At 67.8% G+C, this 20,251-nt stretch carries 21 protein-coding genes, 2 tRNA genes and 1 pseudogene; 17 read left to right on the forward strand and 7 right to left on the reverse strand.

Annotated elements, in window-relative coordinates; translation table 11 throughout:
* Window positions 1-202: 202 nt before the first annotated feature.
* The 5 genes and pseudogenes from ACZ5C2_RS01685 to ACZ5C2_RS01705 all read left to right on the forward strand — a co-directional run bounded on the left by ACZ5C2_RS01685 (window position 203) and on the right by ACZ5C2_RS01705 (window position 4,097).
* Complete coding sequence (locus ACZ5C2_RS01685; protein WP_468785402.1) at window positions 203-1,309, forward strand: hypothetical protein; 1,107 nt, start codon at window positions 203-205, stop codon at window positions 1,307-1,309.
* Window positions 1,310-1,637: 328 nt separating this feature from the next.
* Complete coding sequence (locus ACZ5C2_RS01690) at window positions 1,638-2,231, forward strand: RNA polymerase sigma factor (protein WP_468785404.1); 594 nt, start codon at window positions 1,638-1,640, stop codon at window positions 2,229-2,231.
* Window position 2,232: 1 nt separating this feature from the next.
* A complete protein-coding gene (locus ACZ5C2_RS01695; RefSeq protein ID WP_468785406.1) occupies window positions 2,233-3,180 on the forward strand; it encodes a CU044_5270 family protein in 948 nt (315 codons plus the stop codon).
* A gap of 193 nt (window positions 3,181-3,373) precedes the next feature.
* Window positions 3,374-3,736 (forward strand): annotated as a pseudogene (locus tag ACZ5C2_RS01700) (type II toxin-antitoxin system RelE/ParE family toxin); the annotation flags it as partial.
* 10 nt (window positions 3,737-3,746) lie between these two features.
* Complete coding sequence (locus ACZ5C2_RS01705; protein WP_468785408.1) at window positions 3,747-4,097, forward strand: helix-turn-helix domain-containing protein; 351 nt, start codon at window positions 3,747-3,749, stop codon at window positions 4,095-4,097.
* Between the two features lie 173 nt (window positions 4,098-4,270).
* Here the strand turns inward: ACZ5C2_RS01705 and ACZ5C2_RS01710 are convergent.
* Window positions 4,271-4,345, reverse strand: a tRNA-Arg gene (locus tag ACZ5C2_RS01710).
* Between the two features lie 188 nt (window positions 4,346-4,533).
* Here ACZ5C2_RS01710 and ACZ5C2_RS01715 point away from each other — a divergent pair.
* Window positions 4,534-5,208: a hypothetical protein gene (locus tag ACZ5C2_RS01715; RefSeq protein ID WP_365896685.1), complete on the forward strand. Its 675-nt coding sequence runs from the start codon at window positions 4,534-4,536 to the stop codon at window positions 5,206-5,208.
* A gap of 426 nt (window positions 5,209-5,634) precedes the next feature.
* On the opposite strand, the gene ACZ5C2_RS01720 is transcribed toward ACZ5C2_RS01715, so the two are convergent.
* The 5 genes from ACZ5C2_RS01720 to ACZ5C2_RS01740 all read right to left on the reverse strand — a co-directional run bounded on the left by ACZ5C2_RS01720 (window position 5,635) and on the right by ACZ5C2_RS01740 (window position 10,102).
* Entirely contained in the window at window positions 5,635-7,989 is a 2,355-nt protein-coding gene (locus ACZ5C2_RS01720) for an N-6 DNA methylase (protein ID WP_365896684.1), read from the reverse strand.
* Between the two features lie 515 nt (window positions 7,990-8,504).
* A complete protein-coding gene (locus ACZ5C2_RS01725) occupies window positions 8,505-8,882 on the reverse strand; it encodes a hypothetical protein (protein WP_365896683.1) in 378 nt (125 codons plus the stop codon).
* A complete protein-coding gene (locus tag ACZ5C2_RS01730) occupies window positions 8,879-9,145 on the reverse strand; it encodes a hypothetical protein (protein ID WP_468785411.1) in 267 nt (88 codons plus the stop codon). Before ACZ5C2_RS01730 ends, ACZ5C2_RS01725 begins: the two co-directional genes overlap by 4 nt.
* A 74-nt stretch (window positions 9,146-9,219) precedes the next feature.
* On the reverse strand, window positions 9,220-9,648 hold the full coding sequence (locus ACZ5C2_RS01735) for an ATP-binding protein (RefSeq protein WP_365896682.1): 429 nt from the start codon (window positions 9,646-9,648) through the stop codon (window positions 9,220-9,222).
* Window positions 9,649-9,694: 46 nt separating this feature from the next.
* The gene (locus tag ACZ5C2_RS01740; RefSeq protein ID WP_081236042.1) at window positions 9,695-10,102 is read right to left on the reverse strand and encodes an NUDIX hydrolase; all 408 of its coding nucleotides are present in this window, start codon (window positions 10,100-10,102) and stop codon (window positions 9,695-9,697) included.
* Between the two features lie 107 nt (window positions 10,103-10,209).
* Here ACZ5C2_RS01740 and ACZ5C2_RS01745 point away from each other — a divergent pair, with 107 nt between their 5' ends.
* From ACZ5C2_RS01745 to ACZ5C2_RS01790, 10 genes are all read left to right on the forward strand, one after another.
* Window positions 10,210-10,995 (forward strand): GntR family transcriptional regulator, encoded by a 786-nt coding sequence (locus ACZ5C2_RS01745; RefSeq protein WP_365896681.1) that lies wholly within the window; start codon window positions 10,210-10,212, stop codon window positions 10,993-10,995.
* Between the two features lie 157 nt (window positions 10,996-11,152).
* Entirely contained in the window at window positions 11,153-11,509 is a 357-nt protein-coding gene (locus ACZ5C2_RS01750) for an SCO3933 family regulatory protein (protein ID WP_365896680.1), read from the forward strand.
* Window positions 11,509-12,888: an FtsK/SpoIIIE domain-containing protein gene (locus tag ACZ5C2_RS01755; protein WP_365896679.1), complete on the forward strand. Its 1,380-nt coding sequence runs from the start codon at window positions 11,509-11,511 to the stop codon at window positions 12,886-12,888. Before ACZ5C2_RS01750 ends, ACZ5C2_RS01755 begins: the two co-directional genes overlap by 1 nt.
* A gap of 87 nt (window positions 12,889-12,975) precedes the next feature.
* Window positions 12,976-13,623, forward strand: a complete 648-nt coding sequence (locus ACZ5C2_RS01760; RefSeq protein WP_365896678.1) for a DUF2637 domain-containing protein — start codon at window positions 12,976-12,978, stop codon at window positions 13,621-13,623.
* 12 nt (window positions 13,624-13,635) lie between these two features.
* Window positions 13,636-13,827: a mobile element transfer protein gene (locus ACZ5C2_RS01765; protein ID WP_004986816.1), complete on the forward strand. Its 192-nt coding sequence runs from the start codon at window positions 13,636-13,638 to the stop codon at window positions 13,825-13,827.
* A 15-nt stretch (window positions 13,828-13,842) separates the two neighbouring features.
* Window positions 13,843-14,037, forward strand: a complete 195-nt coding sequence (locus tag ACZ5C2_RS01770) for a hypothetical protein (RefSeq protein ID WP_365896677.1) — start codon at window positions 13,843-13,845, stop codon at window positions 14,035-14,037.
* Window positions 14,038-14,062: 25 nt separating this feature from the next.
* On the forward strand, window positions 14,063-14,308 hold the full coding sequence (locus ACZ5C2_RS01775; RefSeq protein ID WP_219180689.1) for a SpdD protein: 246 nt from the start codon (window positions 14,063-14,065) through the stop codon (window positions 14,306-14,308).
* Window positions 14,309-14,461: 153 nt separating this feature from the next.
* Window positions 14,462-15,757 (forward strand): replication initiator, encoded by a 1,296-nt coding sequence (locus ACZ5C2_RS01780; protein WP_365896676.1) that lies wholly within the window; start codon window positions 14,462-14,464, stop codon window positions 15,755-15,757.
* The gene (locus ACZ5C2_RS01785; protein ID WP_365896675.1) at window positions 15,750-15,962 is read left to right on the forward strand and encodes a helix-turn-helix domain-containing protein; all 213 of its coding nucleotides are present in this window, start codon (window positions 15,750-15,752) and stop codon (window positions 15,960-15,962) included. The genes ACZ5C2_RS01780 and ACZ5C2_RS01785 overlap by 8 nt, the downstream gene beginning before the upstream one ends.
* Window positions 15,962-17,092, forward strand: a complete 1,131-nt coding sequence (locus ACZ5C2_RS01790) for a tyrosine-type recombinase/integrase (protein WP_365896674.1) — start codon at window positions 15,962-15,964, stop codon at window positions 17,090-17,092. Before ACZ5C2_RS01785 ends, ACZ5C2_RS01790 begins: the two co-directional genes overlap by 1 nt.
* A 108-nt stretch (window positions 17,093-17,200) precedes the next feature.
* Here the strand turns inward: ACZ5C2_RS01790 and ACZ5C2_RS01795 are convergent.
* A tRNA-Arg gene (locus ACZ5C2_RS01795) sits at window positions 17,201-17,273 on the reverse strand.
* A gap of 723 nt (window positions 17,274-17,996) precedes the next feature.
* Between ACZ5C2_RS01795 and ACZ5C2_RS01800 the strand changes: the two genes are divergently transcribed.
* On the forward strand, window positions 17,997-20,249 hold the full coding sequence (locus ACZ5C2_RS01800; RefSeq protein WP_468785417.1) for an MMPL family transporter: 2,253 nt from the start codon (window positions 17,997-17,999) through the stop codon (window positions 20,247-20,249).
* Window positions 20,250-20,251: the final 2 nt, after the last annotated feature.

A 20,251-nucleotide genomic window follows, 5' to 3' on the forward strand; every position in this document is an offset into this window, starting at 1 on the left:
ACTTCGGGAGGCGCCACAGCACACCGGGAATTCGAACATTGAGTGAGTCGCTTGCCGCCGTCAGAGACGGCGGCTGGCACTTGCCCGCGCTGCGTTGATGCTCCACGAGGTGGCAGGTGCCGTTCCCACGGCGGACGAGAAAACACGTTGGCTGGCTGCCGCCGAACTGCGACGATGCGTCTGTTTCCCAGGTGGAGGACATTTGTTCGTTTTCGTGTGTGCGGGATGCGGCGCCGAGTTGACCACCCCGCTGTCCCAGGTCTCCCTGCCAGTCCACGCCCGTCAGAAGTACGGGAACGGGGCCCAGCTTCCGGTGCTCATGGAGTCCGGGACGTTTGCCGTGGACCCAGACCCCTGGGGAGGGCCGTGGCGGATGTGGGACGAGATCGATCCGGGCGAGGCGGAGGCACGCGGCATCTACGCGCCGGTCCACGCCCTGTCCGACAGCACGCCCGGGGCGAGTGTCATCGCGCCCGGCGATATCCGCGGAACCCGGCTGATCCCCGAGAAGCGCGGCGGTGCCTGCTGCGGCCTCGACGGAGCCGACGGACCCAACATGGCCTGCGAGGCATGCGACCTGCCAGTGGCGACCAGGGTCGACGACTGCTCGCTCTGGCAGGCGGTGCGGCTCAGCTCGGACGCCGTCCACCGCGTCCCCGTTGACGGTATCCACGTCGCGCTCCTCTCCTGGGCGGAGCTGGCAGAGGAGGGGGAGAAAACGCCCCCGTTCGAGCCGATTGCCACGTGGGGAGGACGGTTGGGGGCGAATCACTACTGGTCGTGGAGCCCTCAGTGGGAGGCGGCAGCCGGCCAGGCGCTCGCCCACCTGTTGGTTGCCTCCCAAGGGCAGACGGTGAAGGTCCCGGGCGGTCTGACCGCGGACGTGTTCCAACGCGCGCTCGACGCCCTGCTGCCGGCAGGCCCCCCGAAGCGGCGCGCCGTCCTGTCTGGACCGGGACAGCCCTCCCCGGACGCGGACGTCGACATCCTTCTCGTACCGGTCCATCCCCAGACAGGTGAGACCTGGACTCCCGCCAGCCCGACTGCGTCGGCACACCTGGTGCCCCTACCGCTGGGGGTGTGGCTGTGGCTGGTCTCTCCCCAGCCGTACTTGCCGGTTCCCGCGTCAGGCCGCATACCCCAAGACGTCCTCCGCGACGACCCGCTCCCGCCGCGTCCCAACTACCTGTTCCGGGCCGACCGGGGAACGTTCCAGCACACCTTGGTCCGGTTACCAGCCGTGCGCAGCCCGTGGCTGCGCACAATCCTCAAGAACCTCACGCAGGGCACCTCGGCCGACCTCTTCTAGCCGTCTGGCAATCGAACAGCGCCAGACTCTCGTGCCTCCCAAAGTGGTCGACATCTGCTGTCCAATCTCGTGAACAAAGCCACCATCCGGAGTGCCCGCCTCTCTCGGTAGGGCCTGGTGTTGGCGCCGGGTGAGTACTTCTGAGCATGACCATGTCCCATGCCCCCAGAGTGGAGCGCCGCTGTCACGGATTCTGGCGGCGAGAGCTCGCGGGCTGTCCGGGCACACGAACTGGCGCAACTCCTGCACGTGTGAACCCTCCTGGCCGCTTCGGACAACAGAGGGTGGAATGCACTCCACTCCAACTGCACGAAGAAGTGAGGGCCTCGTGGGGGATCCACCCACCGACGACGCGCTGGTCATCCAGGAATCCCTGGAGCGGCCGGAGATATTCGCCAAGCTTTACGACAGACACGCCGCCGAGATCCACCGGTATGTGATGCGCCGGCTGGGCGACAGTCACGCCGACGACATCACAGCGCAGACCTTCCTCATCGCCTTCCGCAACCGCGCCCGTTACGACGTCGCGCGCGCCAGTGCCCGGCCGTGGCTCTACGGCATCGCCAGCAACCTCATCGGCAGCCACCGCCGCTCCGAAGTGCGGGCACTGCGGGCGCTGGCCCGCACCGGTGTCGACCCGGTGGCCGAGTCCTGGTCGGAACGGGCCGACGAGCGGGTGACGGCCGAGGCCTCGCAGCAGGCGCTGGCCGGGGCGATCGCGGCCTTGCCCGGGAAGGACCGGCATGTGCTGCTGCTGGTCGCCTGGGCGGACTTCACCTACCAGGAGTGTGCCGACGCCCTCGGGGTGCCGGTCGGTACGGTCCGCTCCCGGCTCAACCGGGCGCGGCGCAAGATGCGTACGGCGCTCGGCGCCGACCCCACCCTCGTAAGCGACCACAACGGGGCGGTAACTCATGGATGACATGACCAAGATGCGCGAGTTGCGCGCCGATGCGCCGACGCCGGACCGGGTGCGGCTGGTTCCCGGCCGCCAGAAGCTGCTGGGAGCAGCGCAGCAGAGCTCTGCCCGCAGGATGCGGCTGGACTGGCGCGTGACGGCTGCAGGGGGCGCCGCGACGGTGATCACCATCGCGGTGCTGGTGACCATGCTCGTCGGTGGCGATGGACCCGAGCGCGGCGTGCAGCCTGCCGGCCCGGACCTGACGTCCGCGACGGCACTCCTGGAGCAGGCGGCGGAAGTGGTGTCGGAGCAGCCGGATCTGCATCCGCGTGACGGCCAGTGGGTCTACCTGAAGACCGCGCAGTGCCTGAACGGAGCGTCGGACGCGGCGCCCGATGCCAAGCCCAAGGTGAGCGAGGAGTGGGTCCAGTACGACAGCCCCGCGAGGGAGAACGACAAGGACGGCGACAACGAGCCCTCGCAGCGGCGGCTGTATCGCCTGCTCGCCTCGCTGCCGGATGACCCCGCCGAGATCCGGAAGCAGGCGACGGACATGTTCCCCATGGGCAAGGACTCCGGCTTGACGGGTGAGCAGATCGAGACCTTCGCGCTCCTGGCGACCCTCAACGAGGCCTATCCCGTGCATCCGCAGGGACTGGCCAAGCTGTACCGGGCCCTGGCCGCGGACCCCGGGATCGAGGTGGTCCCGCACCTGGTGAAGGACCCCCTGGGGCATGAAGCCATCGCCATATACCCGGACCTGGGCAGCAAGGCCGTTCAGCGCCGGGAGTACCTCCTCGACCCCGACACCTTCCAGTACCGGGGGAACCAGTCGGTCGTGGTGGGCGACTACGAGGAGAAGTACCCGAACGGCTCGTCGGCTGGGCGCTCGCACAAGAAGGGCGAGGTCACATTCTGCGAGATGAAGATGACGCAGTCTCTCGTCGATCGGGACGGCGAGAAGCCCTGATCCGGCCGGGTGGAAGTGGCCCAGTGTTCGTGAGCCTTTCGGTGGGCCGACCCGACGGCGCTGAGCGGCCGGCCCTGCGCAGGGGCGGAGGGGCCCCAAGTCCGGCCCGCTCCGCCACGGCGAGCTCGCTGATCCGGGCTGAAACAATCAGCTCCTCGCAGCAGGAGGACGCCTCCACAAATGCTTTTAGGGCGAGCCTCGGAACGTCTACCGTTCCTTCACTCGCGTCGCCGAGTCCGCCGGCCTTCGCGTGATCCGGTTGCATGACGCCCGGCACGGTACGGCGACCCTCCTCACGGCTGCCGGAGTTGCGCCCCGCGCCGTGGTGGAGATCCTTGTGGACCGGTTGAAGGGCTCGGAGCTGCACCATTTGAAAGAGCTGAGGCCGGGATCGGGCGGGCGCTCCGAGATCCGGATCGTCTTCGCCTTTGATCCGACTCGCTCGGCCCTGCTGCTCCTGGGCGGTGACAAGGCCGGGAACTGGGATCGTTGGTACCGCGACAACATTCCGCTGGCCGAGGAGCTCTACCACGATTACGTCGGCGACGAGGACTGAGGGAGTAGTCATGCCCAAGAAGGCTGCGCAGGACTGGGAAGTCCTGGAGCAGGAGCTGTACGCAGCTGGTGCGGAGCCCGCCGAGGTGGAGGCAGGATCTCGACGGCTTCTCGCCGAGGCACGTGGCCACCAGCTCGCCGAGGCGCGCAAGCAGTCAGGGTTGGCCCAGCGGGATGTGGCGACCCGGATGGGAGTCAGCGTCGTCCGGATCTCCCAGATCGAACACGGTGAGGGCGCCACCCTGGACGTCATCGCCCGCTACGTGGAGGCGCTCGGTGGGAGGCTGGATCTGGTCGCGGACTTCGGCGACCACACCCTGCGGATGCCGGCCAGTGGCAATCAGGGCAGTGCCGCGGCGTAGTCGTCCTCGGATGGTGGCTCTGGTGAGACCGTGAGCGCCCGGAGTCGGGAAGGCCAGGGTTTCCCCCGCCTGCCCCGCTCTGACCTGTACCGGGCTGAGTGAGAGGTCCGGTGCCTGGACGCGACGAAGGGCCGACCCGGGAGGAAACCCTCCTGAGCCGGCCCTTTGCTCTGTGCCCCCGGCAGGATTCGAACCTGCGACACCCGCTTTAGGAGAGCGGCTGGGAGATCTCACGCCTGACCTGCGGCTCCGCCGGCCGAGGCAGCGGGCGGCTACTCGACCGCGAGGCACCGGCGTTGACCGTGGCTGACCCCTGCTTCTGGCACGGTTGTGGCACGAGCCTCAGCCGACGACAGTCAGCCACGACGGCGGGCACGCCGACCGATCAGGCGCGCGTGTGTCTCGATGCGCCCCAACTAGCCTCAGCCACGCTGTCATGCTGCTGACCAGAGCGAGCGTGGGTGATGACCTGGGCCGTGAACATCGTCGTCCTGGGGTGCTCGGCCGTAATCCTCCTGCGGCCTCCCGTCCGATCGGGCGCGCTTGGTGCGCGCTGGACCCCCGACCTTCGACCGGCGCTGCCTTGGGCTTGTTGTCCAGACGTCACAGGATGGTCAATCACCCTCCGCGTGCTGCCGCTTTCGGGCATCATGTTCTTTTTCATTACCAACCACCTGGAGCTGCCATGCCTTCCCAAGCCATCATCGACAAACTCACTGCGAGTAATGGTATTTCTGATTTCAAGATGAAGTGGATCAAGAAGGAATTTGACTCAACCTGGGAGCGCCTGAGCGAGTCACGGTGCCGCGAGTTGCTGGAGTGGCTGCAGTCGCAAGACATTGGGTACCTGTGTCCCGGAGTCCATGAAAGTCACGATCGAAGGGTCTGCCCGTTGCCCTCATTAGAGACGGCTGAGGTTTTGCTGTATCAGAAGAAGTCAGCCATCGGGGCGATCGTCCAGCTGATCTCATTTGACGCACCGATTTGCAGTCGGCCGGCCGTAGTCGGCGGCATGCTGTCTATAATGGCTGGCATTTTGGAGAACTCTTTGAAGGGCGTCTTCGAGGACGGTCGCGACCTACTCGGCGAGCGCTCCCCTGGGAACCTTTGAGCATGAGCACAGTGCCCATTGGTGCGCAGTAGTACCACGCTCGTCTCCGATGAGCACCAGAAGGCGGCTCCGGAGGGCGGTTGCCATTTGGGCAGGACTGCAGGTCACGAGCCTGGCGGTTGCACATCCGGTGGTGCCGGTCCGCGAATGGTCCACGTCTGCGGAGTGCCGCATAAGGAGCTCAGTACTCATCTGGCCGGGGTATGCCCCGTGCGCCGGTGCCACGACTGGCTGCCGTGCGCGGCCGCCATCCCCGCATACCTACATGATCACGGAACCCGTGCTTGCTTCTGCTCCTGCCCATCACCGGGCATGCCAACGCAACTCGTCAAAACGCAAGGCTTCTAGCTTGTGATGGGGCAGGTTCTCAGTGCACTTCGCGAGCTGCAGTGGCAAAGGCTTCGGATCGATAGGAACCCCCAGACGTCAGCTGTGCCCGCTATCAGATGCCACTGCGGTGCTGAATGGGAGCCCTTGCATAACTCTCTCCATGTGACTCCAATCGGGCGTTCCAGCGTCGGTCATCGGCAGGCGAATGATGGTCTTCTTCATGCGGGAGAGATTCCACTTGTAGCCGTAGGTGAATCGATAGCGTTCATATCTGATCACTGCCGCAACGAACAGTAGTGCCCAGCGGGATACATCTTGCTTCGGAATCAGCACCTGCACGTCATCGGAAGCAAAGAATGGCTGGTCTTGGTAGAAGGCCACGCCGACAGAGTTGCCGTTGTAAGGAACTGTTAGGCAATGCTCCTGGAAAGTAGGATCAAGATCACACAGGTCGGTGATCCCGTTGTTGTACTCGGAAGCTCCGATGAAGCGAGTAGCCCCGGGTCCCCGATCGGCCGCCGTGACACGCTTGCCCTTCTTAATGTCGAAGAGGCTTCCAAGTTCAAACTGACCCCAAGTTCCCGTGTCTGAGAATTGCCTCGCTGACGCGGCGGCAGACTGGGCACTCTTCAAGGTCAGCATCGCGTCGTCGAGGATAACCTTCTCAAGGATGAGGGGATCTAGCCCTGAGTAGTCCGTCTCCATGTACGCCTCGGCCACCCACTCATCGCCTGGGCCGACCTTTTGCATAACAGACTCGCCAGCATGAACTTCGCGGTTCCTGAACATCTCAACCCAGTGGTCCCGCAGTTTCGGCCAGGCCTGGTGTTTATCTACGCGTCCAAGATTCTTCACCTTGACAAATCGGTCATCGCGCCAGTATCCGAACCAGGTTTTCTTGTTTGCGGTGGCGTGAGGAATGCCGGCGGTGAACACGAGAATACACGTGATTACCCCTACGGGGTGGAACAACTCCGGCGGCATGCTCATCACCGCCTCCAGCGTGTGCTTCTTCAATAGATTTGATTTGTGCTCGGACTTGAGGGTCGCGCACGAAACCGGGACAATTGCAATCCCGGTCCCACCCTTCTCCAAGTTGTCGAGCATGTGCTCGACAAATCGCAGTTCGTGGAGATCTTCTTTAGACTTGGCGTAGGGGGGATTGATCATCCCGATGTTCGCGCGATGGGATTCAATCTCCTTCGTGATGGCGACATCGAAGCATGATCCTTGGTATATGTTCGCTTTTCCGTCTCCACGAAGAATCATATTTGAAGTGGCCAGTGCGTACATAGTCGCCTGCTGCTCAATGCCGATCAGCCGCTCCTTCTTCACCGACTCCACTTCTGCATCCGTCGTGGCTGTGCGGATCATCTGCATCATTGCGGAGATGAGGAACCCACCCGTGCCGGCGCAGATGTCAAGGACCTTGTCATCCTTGGTCACGTTTGCCAGCAAGGAGAACAGTTCGGTGACGTGTCGGGGTGTAAGGACGATTCCCAGTCCTTTACCGTCGCCTCCCGTGTACTTCAGAAATTCGCCGTAGAATGCTCCGACCACGTCGAAGTCGTGATAAACGTTAAGAAACGGCATTACCCGATCGGCGAGCAGCGTTACGATCTCGCTGAGGAGTCCCTTTGGGTACCCCTTGGTCGGCTTGCGCAGCTCCGGGTGTACTTGAATGTTAGTGAACGGCTGCGTCATGTTCTCGATCTTTGGGACCGGAAGCTTTGCTGCTCGCACTACCTTCTGGATGGACTGCATCCAGAATTCGGGGAGATCTGTGGCGGGATACTCGGCGTAGGTCTTTGCGAACACAGGATCGTTTAGTGCAATTAGAGTTCCTGCAACGGCTAGGGGTTTTTCTTTTTCTTCAAGCTCGGCCTCGTCGCGCATGAATTCGTGCATCTCCATCGAGAACGCGATGAGGTCGTGCGTGCGTTGCTGCTGCACGTTTGGGTCGAAGGATGCTGCGGCCAGCAGGTCGTCCAATCCGACCCATTCGGTAACAGGAGCGCCCGTAGGTGACACTAGAGGCTTTGCGGAAGTTACTCCCTTCGGGAGTACAAAGAACGAGTGCTTGTTGGTGCGCCTATTACCTGAGACGGCTACCGCGATGACTGTGTAATTGGGGGAGAGGTATCGCGCGTAGTGCAGAACGCCGTCTACTGCGTATTGGGCGGGAAGGTCGTGCCTTGCAGATTCATGGTTTCTCACATCTGCCTTGCACTCGACAACCACGACCATGTCGGGCGTGGCCGGTGCGGTGATAATAAACTCAGGGTAGCCCGCGCCTCCCTTGCCGGTCTTCGATGCTTTCGACAAGGCGGTTCGAATTGCGTGTACAGTTGATTGTTGCTTCTCGATCACGACGGCGTCCTCGTCGTGGTAGTAGCCCAGCGCTCGCAGCCTGGCTTCGACCATGTCCTCAGTGATGCGCTCGTTCGCCATCGGCCGTGCTACTCCTGATCGATCGTGCTGCCCGGTCACGTCCATGGCGATCCTATGTCGTGCCGTAGACCGGTAATGAGGGTCAGGACTTGATCAAGTTCCGAGAGTATCGAGGTTCTTGAGCAGACCGATGGCGAGGTTGCGGAAGGTGGCCATGGCACCAAGGGCCTTGCGTGTAGACGAGGTGCGTGGGCATGCCCGGTGATGGACCGGTACGTATGGGGTGAGCCCAGCGCTCACCCCAGCTCCCATCCCCAGCCACCTTTGACCGGCACTCGCCCGCGGAGCCCCCGCCATCTCGGAGCCTGAGCGCCCCCGCCGCAGGCATGTCCTTCACCGCGGCCCCGGTAGTGCGGTACTCGCCTTCTGCCTGGTGCTGCTCCTTCTCGTGGGCGCGCGTCGGCGGAGTGTGCGCGGAGCGGGCCGAAGGCAGGAGCGCAGCGCGACGCGGAGCCGGGAGCGCGCCCGGCGGAGCGGAGCGGAGCCGGGCTTGAACCAGTAGAGAAAGTTGTAACTCAGTCGGCCGCGTGGGGTTTGAAGTCGGCTGCGCAGGAGGGCAGTTCGGTCCCTTGGCGGTTGGCGAGCGGCAGGTAGAGCACCGGCCGGGTTGTCCACGTGATGCGGGTGTGGTCCTGGGTGATCGTGACCGAGCAGGGCTCGAAGCGCAGGAGGGCTCGGCGGGTTGCTATCCGGCCCTGGGACAGCCAAGCCCACGCAACGTCGGAAGCGTCGGAGTCCAGCGCCGGTGAGATCGTGCGGAGTGTGACCGCGACCCACCTGTCTGCCTGCGGTGCCGAGTACGCGTCGAAAGCTGCTCGGAGCGTCGGCGGCTGGCCGCTGGTGAGGTCTTCGGTCCAGCACTCGCACCAGTGGCCGCGTACGAGTTCCGTCACGATGCCGCTCCTCTGGGATAGGCCACGAGCACGTAGCGCGTGTCCTCGTCGTACAAGGTCAGTTGGTAAGCCGTTCCTGTCGCCAGATAGGCGAGGGCTCGTTCGTGCTCGGGCTCGTCGGTGAGCCAGTGGCGGCCTGGTTGTGCGTGTGCGGCGTCGAGCTGGTCCGCGATGTGTCTCGTACGCTTCCGAAGCCAGCGCAGCGCCAGGCGGGGACTCGTGGCGTCATGCGACCCCAGCGTGATGGAACGGACCTCATGCAAGGGATAGGCGGCGGCCCGGCACTGATATGAGCCGTACTGCCCGACCACATGGAGGTCCTCAGCAAGGGCCGGCGTCAACATGACTGTCCCTCTGCGCCGGGCTGTGCGAAGAGTTCCGCGGTGACCGTGTGGCCGCCGTCGCTGTTGTGGACCACGACCCGGTGAGCGATGGCGCCGACCATGCTCAGGCCCCGGCCGTGCTCCGCCTCTTCCGTCTGGTCCTCGATCTTCGGGCCTGTAGGCGCGCCTCCGTCGTCCGTGACTGACAGGGCGATCACCTGCGAGGAGACAGCAAGGGTCAGGTAGAACCTGCCGGACTCCAGACCGCTCGCGGTGTGAAGGATCGCGTTCGCGCTCAGCTCGCTGACGATCAGCTCGGCGTCCCCGGCTAACGGTGATCCCCGCAGGATGTCGCGGGTCCAGCGGCGTGCCCTGCTGACCTCTTCCGGGAATCCTGGGCAACTGAGCCCCCAGACCCGGGCGCTACTCGTATACTCGTGCATACAAGTTCCTTCATGCTGGTAGGCCGCCATGTGCAGCGGGTTCGGGCTAGACGAGTTTCACGCCGTCGTGGGCGCGGATGGCCGGCGGGGACGCCGCGTCGAGTGCGTCAAGCACGCGGATCGCGTACGCCTCGTCGGTGAGTTCGATGACTTCTTCGCGGGTGGCCCAGTGCAGGGCGCGGGTCTCGTCCCCTGTGGTGGGTGTGCCGTCGGCTGCCTGGCAGCGGAAGACGAGGGAGACGATCAGACCCGTCATGTTCTTGTAGACGCCGGTCAAGGTCGCGGGAAGCTCGATCTTGATGCCGGTCTCTTCGAGGACTTCGCGTTGGAGGGCTTCGGGGATGGTCTCCTCGCGTTCGAGGACTCCGCCCGGGGGTTCCCAGTGGCCGTTGTCGCGGCGCTTGATCAGGAGGGCCCGGCCTTGGTCATCGACGATGACCCCGGCGACGCTCACGGAGTGCGGGCGTTCTGTGCTCACGTTCCTCGGCCCTCTCGGCTGACTAGGCTCTCCACCGTAGCAACAAGACTTGCCCACTCGTCTAGATACCTAAAGGAGTACGCATGGCGTCTCTACCGAGCCTTCTCGGTGGCCTCGACCCGACCAGTGATCGTGCGGTCTTCCGGCAGATCGCCGACCAGCTGCGCGAAGCCATCGATCGTGGGCGATTCAAGGAGGGGGAGAAGCTGCCCTCCGAGGCTGAATTGGTTGAGCACTACGGGGTTTCCCGGATGACGGTCCGGAACTCCTTCTCGATCCTCCAGAGCGAGGGCCTGGTGCACGCCGAGCATGGCCGGGGCGTCTTCGTCCGGCCCCGGCCTCCGGTTCGCCGCCTCGCCTCCGACCGGTTCGCCCGGCGTCACCGCGAGCAGGGCAAGTCCGCGTTCATCGTGGAGGCCGACGCCGCGGGCAGTCACCCCACCGTGGACAGCCTGGAGGTGAAGGAGGAGAAGGCCGGCCAGGACATCTCCACCCGGCTCGGTTCCGTGCGGCGCGTGCTCGCCCGGCGTCGCCGGTACCTGCTCGACGGCCGGCCGGTCGAGTTCGCCACGTCGTACCTCCCGCTCGACATCGCCCGCGGTACACAGATCGCCGAACCCAACCCGGGTCCTGGTGGCATCTACGCCCGTCTCGAGGAACTGGGTCATCAGCTCGACCACTTCGAGGAGGAGATCCGGGCCCGGATGCCTTCGCCGTCCGAGGTGAAGACGCTGCAACTGGCCTCCGGCGTGCCGGTGATCCACCTGATCCGTACCGCCTTCGACACTGCGGGGCGGGCCGTGGAGGTCTGCGACACGGTGATGGCGGCCGACGCTTACGTCCTCTCCTACCAGCTTCCGGCGACCTGATCGGCGGTGCGCGAGACCACTTCCCCGGACTCGTACACACCGACACGCATACTCGTATAGACGAGTGGGCAAGTTGTGTGGCAAGGTGATCCCGTGCCTGGCGTCGTCGGGTTCGAAGGATGCATCTTGTCTAGACGAGTAGATAGGAAGAAGAGCCTTGCGCACCATCCGTGTGGAGACCTCGGCCGCGACGATCCTGCTGACCGAGGCGCCCGAGCCCAAGATCCGCGACCGGCAGTCGGGCGAGATCGCCAAGGACGCCGTCAGTGGTGAGGCGCTGATGACCATCGGCGTCGTGTACATCGAGGAGGGGGAGTCGTCCCTGATCAAGGTGACCGTTCCGGAGAGCGGGGTGGCGGAAGGGCTCGCCCTCGGTGCCCCGGTCTCCCTGCCGGGACTGGTCGCGCGGCCGTGGGAGAGCGTGTTCAACGGTCAGCAGCGGCACGGCATCGCCTTCCGGGCGGCCGCCGTTACTCCGGCCGCCTTCCCGGTCGCTGTGGGGGCGTCGGCCTGATGACCGACCTGGCAACGCTTCTGGAGGTGGGGGGTCCCGTCGCCGCGCTCGGCGGTGGGGCCGCCTACGCTCGGGCGCGACACCCCGGCGTCTACTGGTCCACGGTCGGCTTACCGGTGTCCACGGTCCGGCTGCTCAGCTCCTACGGCTCCGTGATGGAGGCGTGCGGGCTGACCGTGGCTCCCTCCCGGCTGCGGGTCCTGGCGGTCAAGGCCACCACCCGCCGTGAGGTCCGGCCCGTACCACCGCGTCGGGGGATCATCCGGCCGACCACGACGGGGCTGCGGGTCCGCCTGCGGCTCGCCCCGGGGCAGGAACCCGCCGACGTGGCCGCCTCCGCTGAACGGCTGCGGCACGCCTGGGGCGTCCACGCCGTCTACGTGACCACGCTCAAGCCGGGCGTGGTCGAACTGCGGCTTGTCGGCTTCGACGTGCTGCGGCGCGTGCGCATGCCGCGCAAGCTCCGCCCGGCCCTTCTTCGGGTGCCGGTCGCGCTGCGCGAGGACGCCACTCCGTTCATACGCGACTACCGCACCGTGCCGCACCAACTCACCCTCGGCGCCACGCTGTCCGGCAAGTCCATGTACCTGCGTCACCTCGTCGCCGGCCTCGCCCGCCAACCCGTCGCCCTGGTCGGCATCGACTGCAAGCGGGGCGTGGAACTGGCGCCCTTCGCTTCACGCCTGTCGGCGCTTGCCACTGACCCGGAGCAGGCCGCCGAGCTGCTGCCCGTACTGATCAGGGAAATGGAGGACCGGTACGACCTGATCAAGGCCCGGCAGGGCATCGCGCCGAGCATGCCGGACGAGGAGATCACCTCCGATATCTGGGGCCTGCCCGAGCACGAACGCCCGGTGCCCGTCGTGCTGTTCGTCGACGAGGTGGCGGAACTCTTCCTCGTCGCCACGAAGAAGGACGAGGAACGCCGGGACGAGATGGTCACCCAGCTCATCCGGCTCGCCCAGCTCGGCCGCGCCGCCGGCATCTACCTGGAAGTTTGCGGCCAGCGCTTCGGCGCCGAACTGGGCAAGGGCGCGACCATGCTGCGGGCCCAGTTGACCGGCCGCGTCTGTCACCGCGTCAACGACGAAGCCTCCGCCAAGATGGCACTCGGCGACATCGCCCCCGAGGCGGTCTCCGCCGCCTGCGCCATCGCCCCCGAACGGCCCGGCCTCGCCGTGGCCGGTGACACCTCCGGCGGCTGGTCCCGCATCCGTACGCCGTACCTCTCCCTCGGCGACGCCGCCGAGACCTGCCGCGAGTCGGCCCACTTGGTCCCCGACCTGCCCGCGCTCCAGCCCTTCCGGCCCGACGTGCCCGTACGGCCACACGTCGAGACACCGGGCCCGGTCGTGCGGCCCCGTCCGGTGACCGACTGACCCGCGTCCGCGCTCATCCCCGGTCGGCGTGACCGCCTCACGCCATGTCCCTACCCCCTCATGCCCGAATCCGGAAGGAGTCGCAGCATGCGCGCCCATCTGGCTCGTGTCGACGCGGTGCTCGTTCAAGCGGTCATCGCGGCCGCGCTGTCCTTCGCCCACCTGCACGATGTCGCCTCGGCGGCCGGACAGGACGGGTGGAAGGCGTGGGCCTATCCCGTCTCGGTCGACCTGCTGCTCGTCGCCGCCTGGCGCCGACTGCGCTCCGGCGACGCGAAAGCGGCCGGGTGGTGCTGGTTCCTGATTGCCCTCGCCGCGTCCCTCGGCGCCAACGTCGCCACCGCCGGACTCCTCGACATGGGCCACGTGCCGGCCTGGCTCCGCATCCTCGTCGCGGGCTGGCCCGCGGTCGCATTCCTCGGCGGAACCCTCCTCGTCCACTCGTCACCGACCACGCACGACGAGACCAGTGACGCCGTGGGCCAGGAGGTGCCCGAGGACATCGAGGACCAGGAGGACGCGCCCGATCCCGCACAGGAACCCCCGGTGCCTCCGGCAGTCGAGCCGGTACAGGCTCCGCCCCCGGTCGCCGTCCCGGCCGCCCTGGTCGAGCACGCCCGCAAAGTCGCCGCCGAGCACCACGCCCGCACCGGAACGGCCATCGACACCCCGACCCTGCGCGCCCGCCTCGGCGTCCCGCCGCCCATGGCCGACGCCATCGCCGTCCAGCTCTGAGAGGAGACCCACGTGAGCGCCAACCGCCGCTTCCGCTCCGTCACCCGCATCGGCCCCGTTCAGGTCGGCACGTCCTACGACGGCCGCGGCCGGGAGAAGCACACCGCCGCCTGCACGGCCCCGCGCTGCGGCTTCTCCGCCGACTACGACAGTCGCGCCGCCGCCGAACTGGCTGCCCGTACCCACCGCTGCCCCGTCCGCTGAAAGGACCCGCACACCGTGACCGTCAGTCTGCCGCTCGTCGTCCTCCTCGGCTTCTTCGCCTGGGGAGCGGTCAAGTTCCTCGGCATCCGCACGTGGATCGTCGTCCTGATCGCGCTCTTCGGCTTCTGGCTCTCGGACACCTTCATGGCCCCCGCCATCGAGTCCGGCACGCGCTCCGGCGTGGACGTCGTCAACGGCTCACATGACTAGACGAGTAGGTAACGAGAGATTCGCCGTGTTCCTGCCCAAGTACCCCGACAGCCCGACACCGCCGCCCGCGCACCCCCACACCGTGGCCGACCAGGCGCCCGCTCGGCGGCCGGTCCCTCAGATCTCGGTCAGCACCGGGGCGGTCGCGGCCGTCCTCGTCGGCGGCGTCGTACTGACCGCGCTCCTAGCCGCCGTCGCCGTCACGGCCGTCTCCGTGGCCGTCGCCGCCGTGGTCCTGCGCTCGCTGCTGCGCGACCAGCACCGCCGCTGACGCACCGGACCCCCGGGGCGGCCTCGATACCGCCAAGCATCCGCCGCTCCGGGGGCCGTCTCCCTCCAGCCGAACCAGAAGGAGAAAGCCATCATCACCCGCGCCACTCCGCCCCCGCTCCGCGAACTCGGCGAGCTGGCCGCCCTCGGCACCATGCCCGCCCTCCTGCGGCAACTCGCTGGCCTCGGCGGCTGCACGCACCCGATCCGCCTCGACGGCCACCGCACCGAGCACGCCGTCGACACCCGTACCGGCGAGATCGGCAACGTCCTCCACCACCTCGACTCCTCCAGCCTCCCGGCCGGTCACCTCCTGGTCCGCTGCAACAACCGCCGCACCACCCGGTGCGCGGCCTGCGCCGAGGTGTACCGCCGCGACACCTTCCACCTGATCACCTCCGGACTGCGCGGCGGCAAGGGCGTCCCCGAACGCGTCGCCACCCACCCGCGCGTCTTCGCCACCTTCACCGCACCGGGCTTCGGCCCGGTCCACAATCGCCCCACCGGCCCGGCCGGCTCGGTCCGCCGCTGCCGCTGCGGCACGCTCCACAACCAGGACGACCCCGCCCTCGGCACCCCGCTCGACCCGGACACCTACGACTACGAAGCGGCCGTGCTCTGGAACGCGCACGCCGGTCCACTGTGGCGGCGCTTCTCCATCTACCTGCGCCGGGAGGTCGCCAAGCGCGCCGGCCTCACCCAGCGGGCCTTTCGCGAGCACGCCCGGCTGTCGTTCGCCAAGGTCGCCGAGTACCAGAAGCGCGGGGCCGTCCACTTCCACGCCGTCATCCGCATCGACGGCCCCGAGGGCGGCGACACCCCGCCTCCCGCCTGGGCCACCGCCGAACTGCTGACCGACGCCATCCGGGCCGCTGCTACCGCCGCCCACGTGGACGGCCCGGTCGTCGACGGCCGGGCCCACACCTTCGCCTTCGGCCGACAGCTCGACGTCCGCACCATCCGCTCGGCCGACTTCGACGGCGGCCAGGAACTGACCGAGCGGGCCGTCGCCGCGTACATCGCCAAGTACGCCACCAAAGGGGCCGAGACCGCCACGGGAGCCCTCGACCGGCCGCTTAAGTTCCTCGCCGAACTCGCCCAGCTCGACATCAGCGACCACACCCGTCGGCTCATCCGCACCGCCTGGAACCTCGGCGGCCGTAAGGACCTCGAACACCTTCGCCTACGGGCCTGGGCCCACATGCTTGGCTTCCGCGGCCACTTCTCCACCAAATCCCGCCGCTACTCCACCACCCTCGGCGCCCTCCGCGACGCCCGCGCCGACTGGCGCCGTGCACAAGCCCTGGCAGCGGACGGGACCGACCCGGACACGACCCTCGTCCTCGCGCACTGGATCTATGCCGGGACCGGCCTCACCGACGCCGAAGCCTGGCTCGCCGAAACCCTCGAACCCGCCCCCGGTACGGAAGGAGAACCCACCCATGGCTGACCGCTACCTGACCGTGGCGCAGGTGGCCGAACGCCTCGGCACCACGGAACGTTTCCCGCGCCGCCTGATCGCCGAGCGGCGCATTGTGTTCGTCAAGGTCGGTCGGCACGTCCGCATCCCGGAGAGCGCGTTGAACGCCTTCATCGACGCCAACACGGTGCAGCCGATCGGTGACCGGCGCAGCTCCCTGCGGAGGGCTGCCTGATGGCGAACAAGAAGGGGAGGCGCCGGGACTTCGGTTCGGTCCGGCAGCTTCCGTCCGGCCGTTGGCAGGTCCGCTACCGGGACCCGGAGTCGGGGCAACTGCGCCCGGCGGAGAAGACGTACGCGACCAAGACCGATGCCCAAGTCGCCCTGACACACATCGAGTCGGACATCGCGCGCGGGCAGTGGTCGGATCCGGATGCCGGGGCGGTGAACCTCGAGGAGTACGCCGCCGCGTGGCTGCGGGACCGTAAGCTCGCCGACCGCACCCGCGAGCGGAACGAGTCGGTGATGCGGCTGCACATCCTGCCCACCTTCGGTGCCGGGAGCGTGGCCGACGTGACGACGGCCCGAGTGCGAAGTTGGCGCGGCAAGCTCCTCGCGGCCGGCGTCGGTGAGCCGTCGGTGGTCAAGGCGTACCAACTACTGCGCGCCCTGATGAACACGGCCGTGGACGACGAGCTGATCCGGCGCAACCCGTGCCGCATTAAGGGCGCGGACCGCTACGACGTGCCCGAGCGGCCGGTCCTCACGGTGGCGGAGGTCTTCGCCGTCGCCGACTCCATCACGCCGCGCTACCGGCTGCTCGTGCTCCTGGCGGCCTTCACCACCCTGCGGTTCGGGGAGCTGGCGGCCCTGCGGCGCCGGGACGTCGACCTTGAGGGGCTGACCGTCACCGTGCGGCGCGCTCAGGCTGAGCTGCAGGACGGCCGGCTCTTCGACAAGGCGCCGAAATCCGCGGCCGGGGTGCGCTCCGTTTCCTTCCCCGCCGAGCTGCTCGACGCGGTCACGCACCACCTGGAGCACTTCGCCGCTCCCGGCCGCGACGGGCACGTCTTCGTCGGGCCGCAGGGCGGGCAACTGCGGCGGAGCAACTTCCGGGACGACTGGGTCAAGGCCCGGAAGGCTGCGGGCGTCACGGCCGAGCTGCACTTCCACGATCTTCGGCACACGGGCAACACGCTTGCGTCGACGGCCGGGGCCAGTACACGGGAGCTGATGACGCGGATGGGGCACAGCAGCTCCCGGGCCGCGCTGATCTACCAGCACATGACCAGCGACCGTGACCGGACCATCGCCGACCGACTCGGGGCCATGATCCGCGACGGTGGGGGAGGGGCCTCCGGCTAGGGGATGTGGACTCCGTGTGGACTCTAGTGGCACGCGTGTGGCACGACCCCGGACACGACGAAGGGCCAGCCTGGGAGGAAACCCCTCCTGAGCTGGCCCTTTTCTCTGTGCCCCCGGCAGGATTCGAACCTGCGACACCCGCTTTAGGAGAGCGGTGCTCTATCCCCTGAGCTACGAAGGCGGGGCTTGATCGAAACCTTGCACGGAACTGGGTGGAGTGCCCGTGGTCAGGTCTCTGGCAAGCCCTGGGCGTCCTGGGGCGACCGCTGTGGCGTGGACAGGCTGGGCCTGGTGACATGCCGCAGCGCCCGCCGGGGCGCTCGATCCACAGGGTACCGGATCGAGGCTCGGGCGGGCGTTGGTGTGGTGGGTGGTAGGACGGTCAGGCAGTGGGATCGGCAGTGGGATCGGCGGAGGGATGACTGCTTCGTGGACGGCTCGGTGCTGGTGGGGGTGGTGTTGGCGGGATGACCGATCCGGCCGTGGCGGTGCGGTCCCGGCTGTCCTTGTCCCGGGAGGCGGCGCTCCGTTCGGGCGGGCGACGGAGTGGGGGTGGGAGGGCGGGGGCCGAGTGCCGGTGTGGCACGGTCGGCGCGCCCCACGGTCATGGACCTGGCGATGCCGTGGCCCTCGTCGTCGCCCTTGTGCCGGCGGCCGGCCGGGGGGCGGAACCTGCCGCGGTTCAGGTGACCGGTCTCGTGGTCGCGCCCACCCCGCCCCGCCCCGCCCCGCCCCGGGTCGGCGTGTAGTGCGCAGGCACCAGGGCCGGTGGCCGGCTGGTCCGGGTGCACCAGGTCAGGACGGCTTCGGGGGACGATGCCCGCCAGGGCGCCGGAGGGGAGTGTGGGAGGTGCGCGGGATCTCGCGCATTTCCCTTGCCCGTGGTGTCTGGAGTGATCAGCAGGTGGCTACTTTTCTTTACCGGATCGGACGGTGGGCCTTCCGGCGGCGGCGGCTCGTGGGTGGTCTCTGGCTGGGTGCCCTGGTGCTGGCCATCGCCGCCGCCGCCCTGGCGCCGGCCGGGGAGGAGGAGGGCCTCTCCATGCCCGGCACCGAGTCGCAGAAGGCGTTCGACCTGCTGGACGAGCGCTTCCCCCAGAGCAACTCGCAGGGTGCCGAGGCCCGCCTGGTGTTCCAGGCCCCGGACGGGCAGCGGGTGACGGCCGGGGAGAACAAGGCGGCCGTCGCGGACACGCTCGGCTCGCTGGACGGGGGTGATCAGGTCGCGTCGGCCACGGACCCCTACGAGACGGGCGCTGTCAGTGAGGACGGCACCATCGCCTACTCCACGGTCACCTACACCGTGGACGCCGTCGACCTGACCGACGCGGCGAAGAGTGCCCTCGAGGATGCCGCGAGCCAGGCCCGGAACGCGGGGCTGACGGTCGAGATCGGCGGCTCGGCCCTGGACGCGGACGAGGAACCGGGCGGTACGACGGAGATCATCGGCGTGGCGGTGGCCGCGGTGGTGCTGGTCCTGGCCCTGGGGTCGCTGGTCGCGGCCGGGTTGTCGCTGCTGACCGCCTTCCTGGGGGTCGCCATCGCCTTCGGCCTGGTCTCCGCCCTGGCCGTTCCGCTGGGCCTGACCTCCACCGTCGCCATCCTGGCGCTGATGCTGGGGCTGGCGGTCGGCATCGACTACGCCCTCTTCATCACCTCCCGCTTCCGCGACGAGCGCGCCGAGGGCAGCGAGCCGGAGGAGGCGGCCGGCCGGGCGGTGGGCACCGCCGGGTCCGCCGTCGTCTTCGCCGGTGCGACCGTCTTCATCGCCCTGGTCGGACTGGGGGTCGTCGGAATCCCCGAACTCACCAAGATGGGCATGGGCGGCGCGGGTGCCGTGGCCCTTGCCGTACTCGTCGCACTGACCCTGGTTCCCGCGCTGTTCGGCTTCTTCGGCCGGCGGGTCCTTCCCCGCGCCGCCCGCAAGGCCGGCCGGCCGGGAAGCACGCACAGGGGGTCCGCCACGGCCGGCCGGCCCGGGCTCGGCACCCGCTGGGCACGGTTCGTGCTGCGTCGGCCGGTGGCCGTGCTGCTCGTCGCCGGACTCGGTCTCGGGGCGGTGGCCGTGCCGGCGCTGAGCCTCGAACTCGGGCTGCCCGGCGACGAGTCCAAGTCGGTGGAGACCACCCAGCGCCGTGCCTACGACCTGCTGTCGGAAGGCTTCGGCCCTGGCTTCAACGGCCCGTTGACCGTGGTGGTGGACCTGTCGGAGTCGGCGGACACCCGGGCCGCCACGGACGCGGTCGTCAAGACCGTGGAGGGCGTGGACGGGGTGGCGTCAGTCGGCGATCCGGTTCTCAACGAGACCGAGGACACGGCCGTTCTCACTGCCGTCCCGCGGACCGCGCCGAACAGCGGCGAGACCAAGGACCTGGTGCACGCGATCCGGGGTGCGGTGTCCGGTGTCGAGGCCGGCACGGGGGCCGGCATTCTGGTGACCGGCACCACCGCGATGAACATCGACATCTCCGAAGCCATGTCCGACGCCCTCATCCCCTATCTGACCGTGGTCATCGGACTGGCCGTGCTCCTGCTGCTGGTGGTCTTCCGCTCGGTCCTGGTCCCGGTCAAAGCCGCGCTCGGTTTCCTGCTGTCGGTGGGTGCCGCCTTCGGCGTCCTCGTCGCCGTCTTCCAGTGGGGCTGGGCGGCGGAACTGATCGGCATCGAGCAGACCGGACCGGTCATGTCGCTGATGCCGATTCTCATCATCGGCATCGTCTTCGGCCTCGCCATGGACTACGAGGTCTTCCTCCTGACCCGGATGCGGGAGGCCTACGTCCACGGCGCGTCCCCCGGTGAGGCGATCGTCGGCGGGTTCCGGCACAGCGGACGTGTGGTGGCCGCGGCTGCGATCATCATGATCAGTGTGTTCGCCGGATTCGTCGGGATGAACAGCCCGACCATCCAGACGATGGGCGTCGGCCTGGCCGCCGCCGTCGCCTTCGACGCCTTCGTGGTCCGGATGGCGATCGTGCCCGCGGTCCTGGCGCTGCTCGGCCACCGGGCCTGGTGGCTGCCTCGTATCCTGAACCGTGTGCTGCCGAATGTGGATGTCGAGGGTGAGGCACTGAGCAAGGCCGTCCCGGCCTCCGCGACCGTGCAGGACGGGGCCGTGCCGGACGCGGCGGTGCGGCGGCTCCCCGTCGGCCGGGACTGAGC

The sequence above is a fragment of the Streptomyces sp. NPDC031365 genome (genome assembly GCF_055569765.1).

Excerpts from the sequence above, each read along its gene's own strand:
- ACZ5C2_RS01695 (WP_468785406.1), top strand. The coding sequence starts at position 2,233 with ATGACCAAGATGCGCGAGTTGCGCGCCGATGCGCCGACGCCGGACCGG.
- ACZ5C2_RS01705 (WP_468785408.1), top strand. The coding sequence starts at position 3,747 with ATGCCCAAGAAGGCTGCGCAGGACTGGGAAGTCCTGGAGCAGGAGCTG.
- ACZ5C2_RS01715 (WP_365896685.1), top strand. The coding sequence starts at position 4,534 with ATGCTGCTGACCAGAGCGAGCGTGGGTGATGACCTGGGCCGTGAACAT.
- ACZ5C2_RS01720 (WP_365896684.1), bottom strand. The coding sequence starts at position 7,989 with ATGGCGAACGAGCGCATCACTGAGGACATGGTCGAAGCCAGGCTGCGA.
- ACZ5C2_RS01735 (WP_365896682.1), bottom strand. The coding sequence starts at position 9,648 with ATGCACGAGTATACGAGTAGCGCCCGGGTCTGGGGGCTCAGTTGCCCA.
- ACZ5C2_RS01745 (WP_365896681.1), top strand. The coding sequence starts at position 10,210 with ATGGCGTCTCTACCGAGCCTTCTCGGTGGCCTCGACCCGACCAGTGAT.
- ACZ5C2_RS01755 (WP_365896679.1), top strand. The coding sequence starts at position 11,509 with ATGACCGACCTGGCAACGCTTCTGGAGGTGGGGGGTCCCGTCGCCGCG.
- ACZ5C2_RS01760 (WP_365896678.1), top strand. The coding sequence starts at position 12,976 with ATGCGCGCCCATCTGGCTCGTGTCGACGCGGTGCTCGTTCAAGCGGTC.
- ACZ5C2_RS01780 (WP_365896676.1), top strand. The coding sequence starts at position 14,462 with ATGCCCGCCCTCCTGCGGCAACTCGCTGGCCTCGGCGGCTGCACGCAC.
- ACZ5C2_RS01785 (WP_365896675.1), top strand. The coding sequence starts at position 15,750 with ATGGCTGACCGCTACCTGACCGTGGCGCAGGTGGCCGAACGCCTCGGC.
- ACZ5C2_RS01790 (WP_365896674.1), top strand. The coding sequence starts at position 15,962 with ATGGCGAACAAGAAGGGGAGGCGCCGGGACTTCGGTTCGGTCCGGCAG.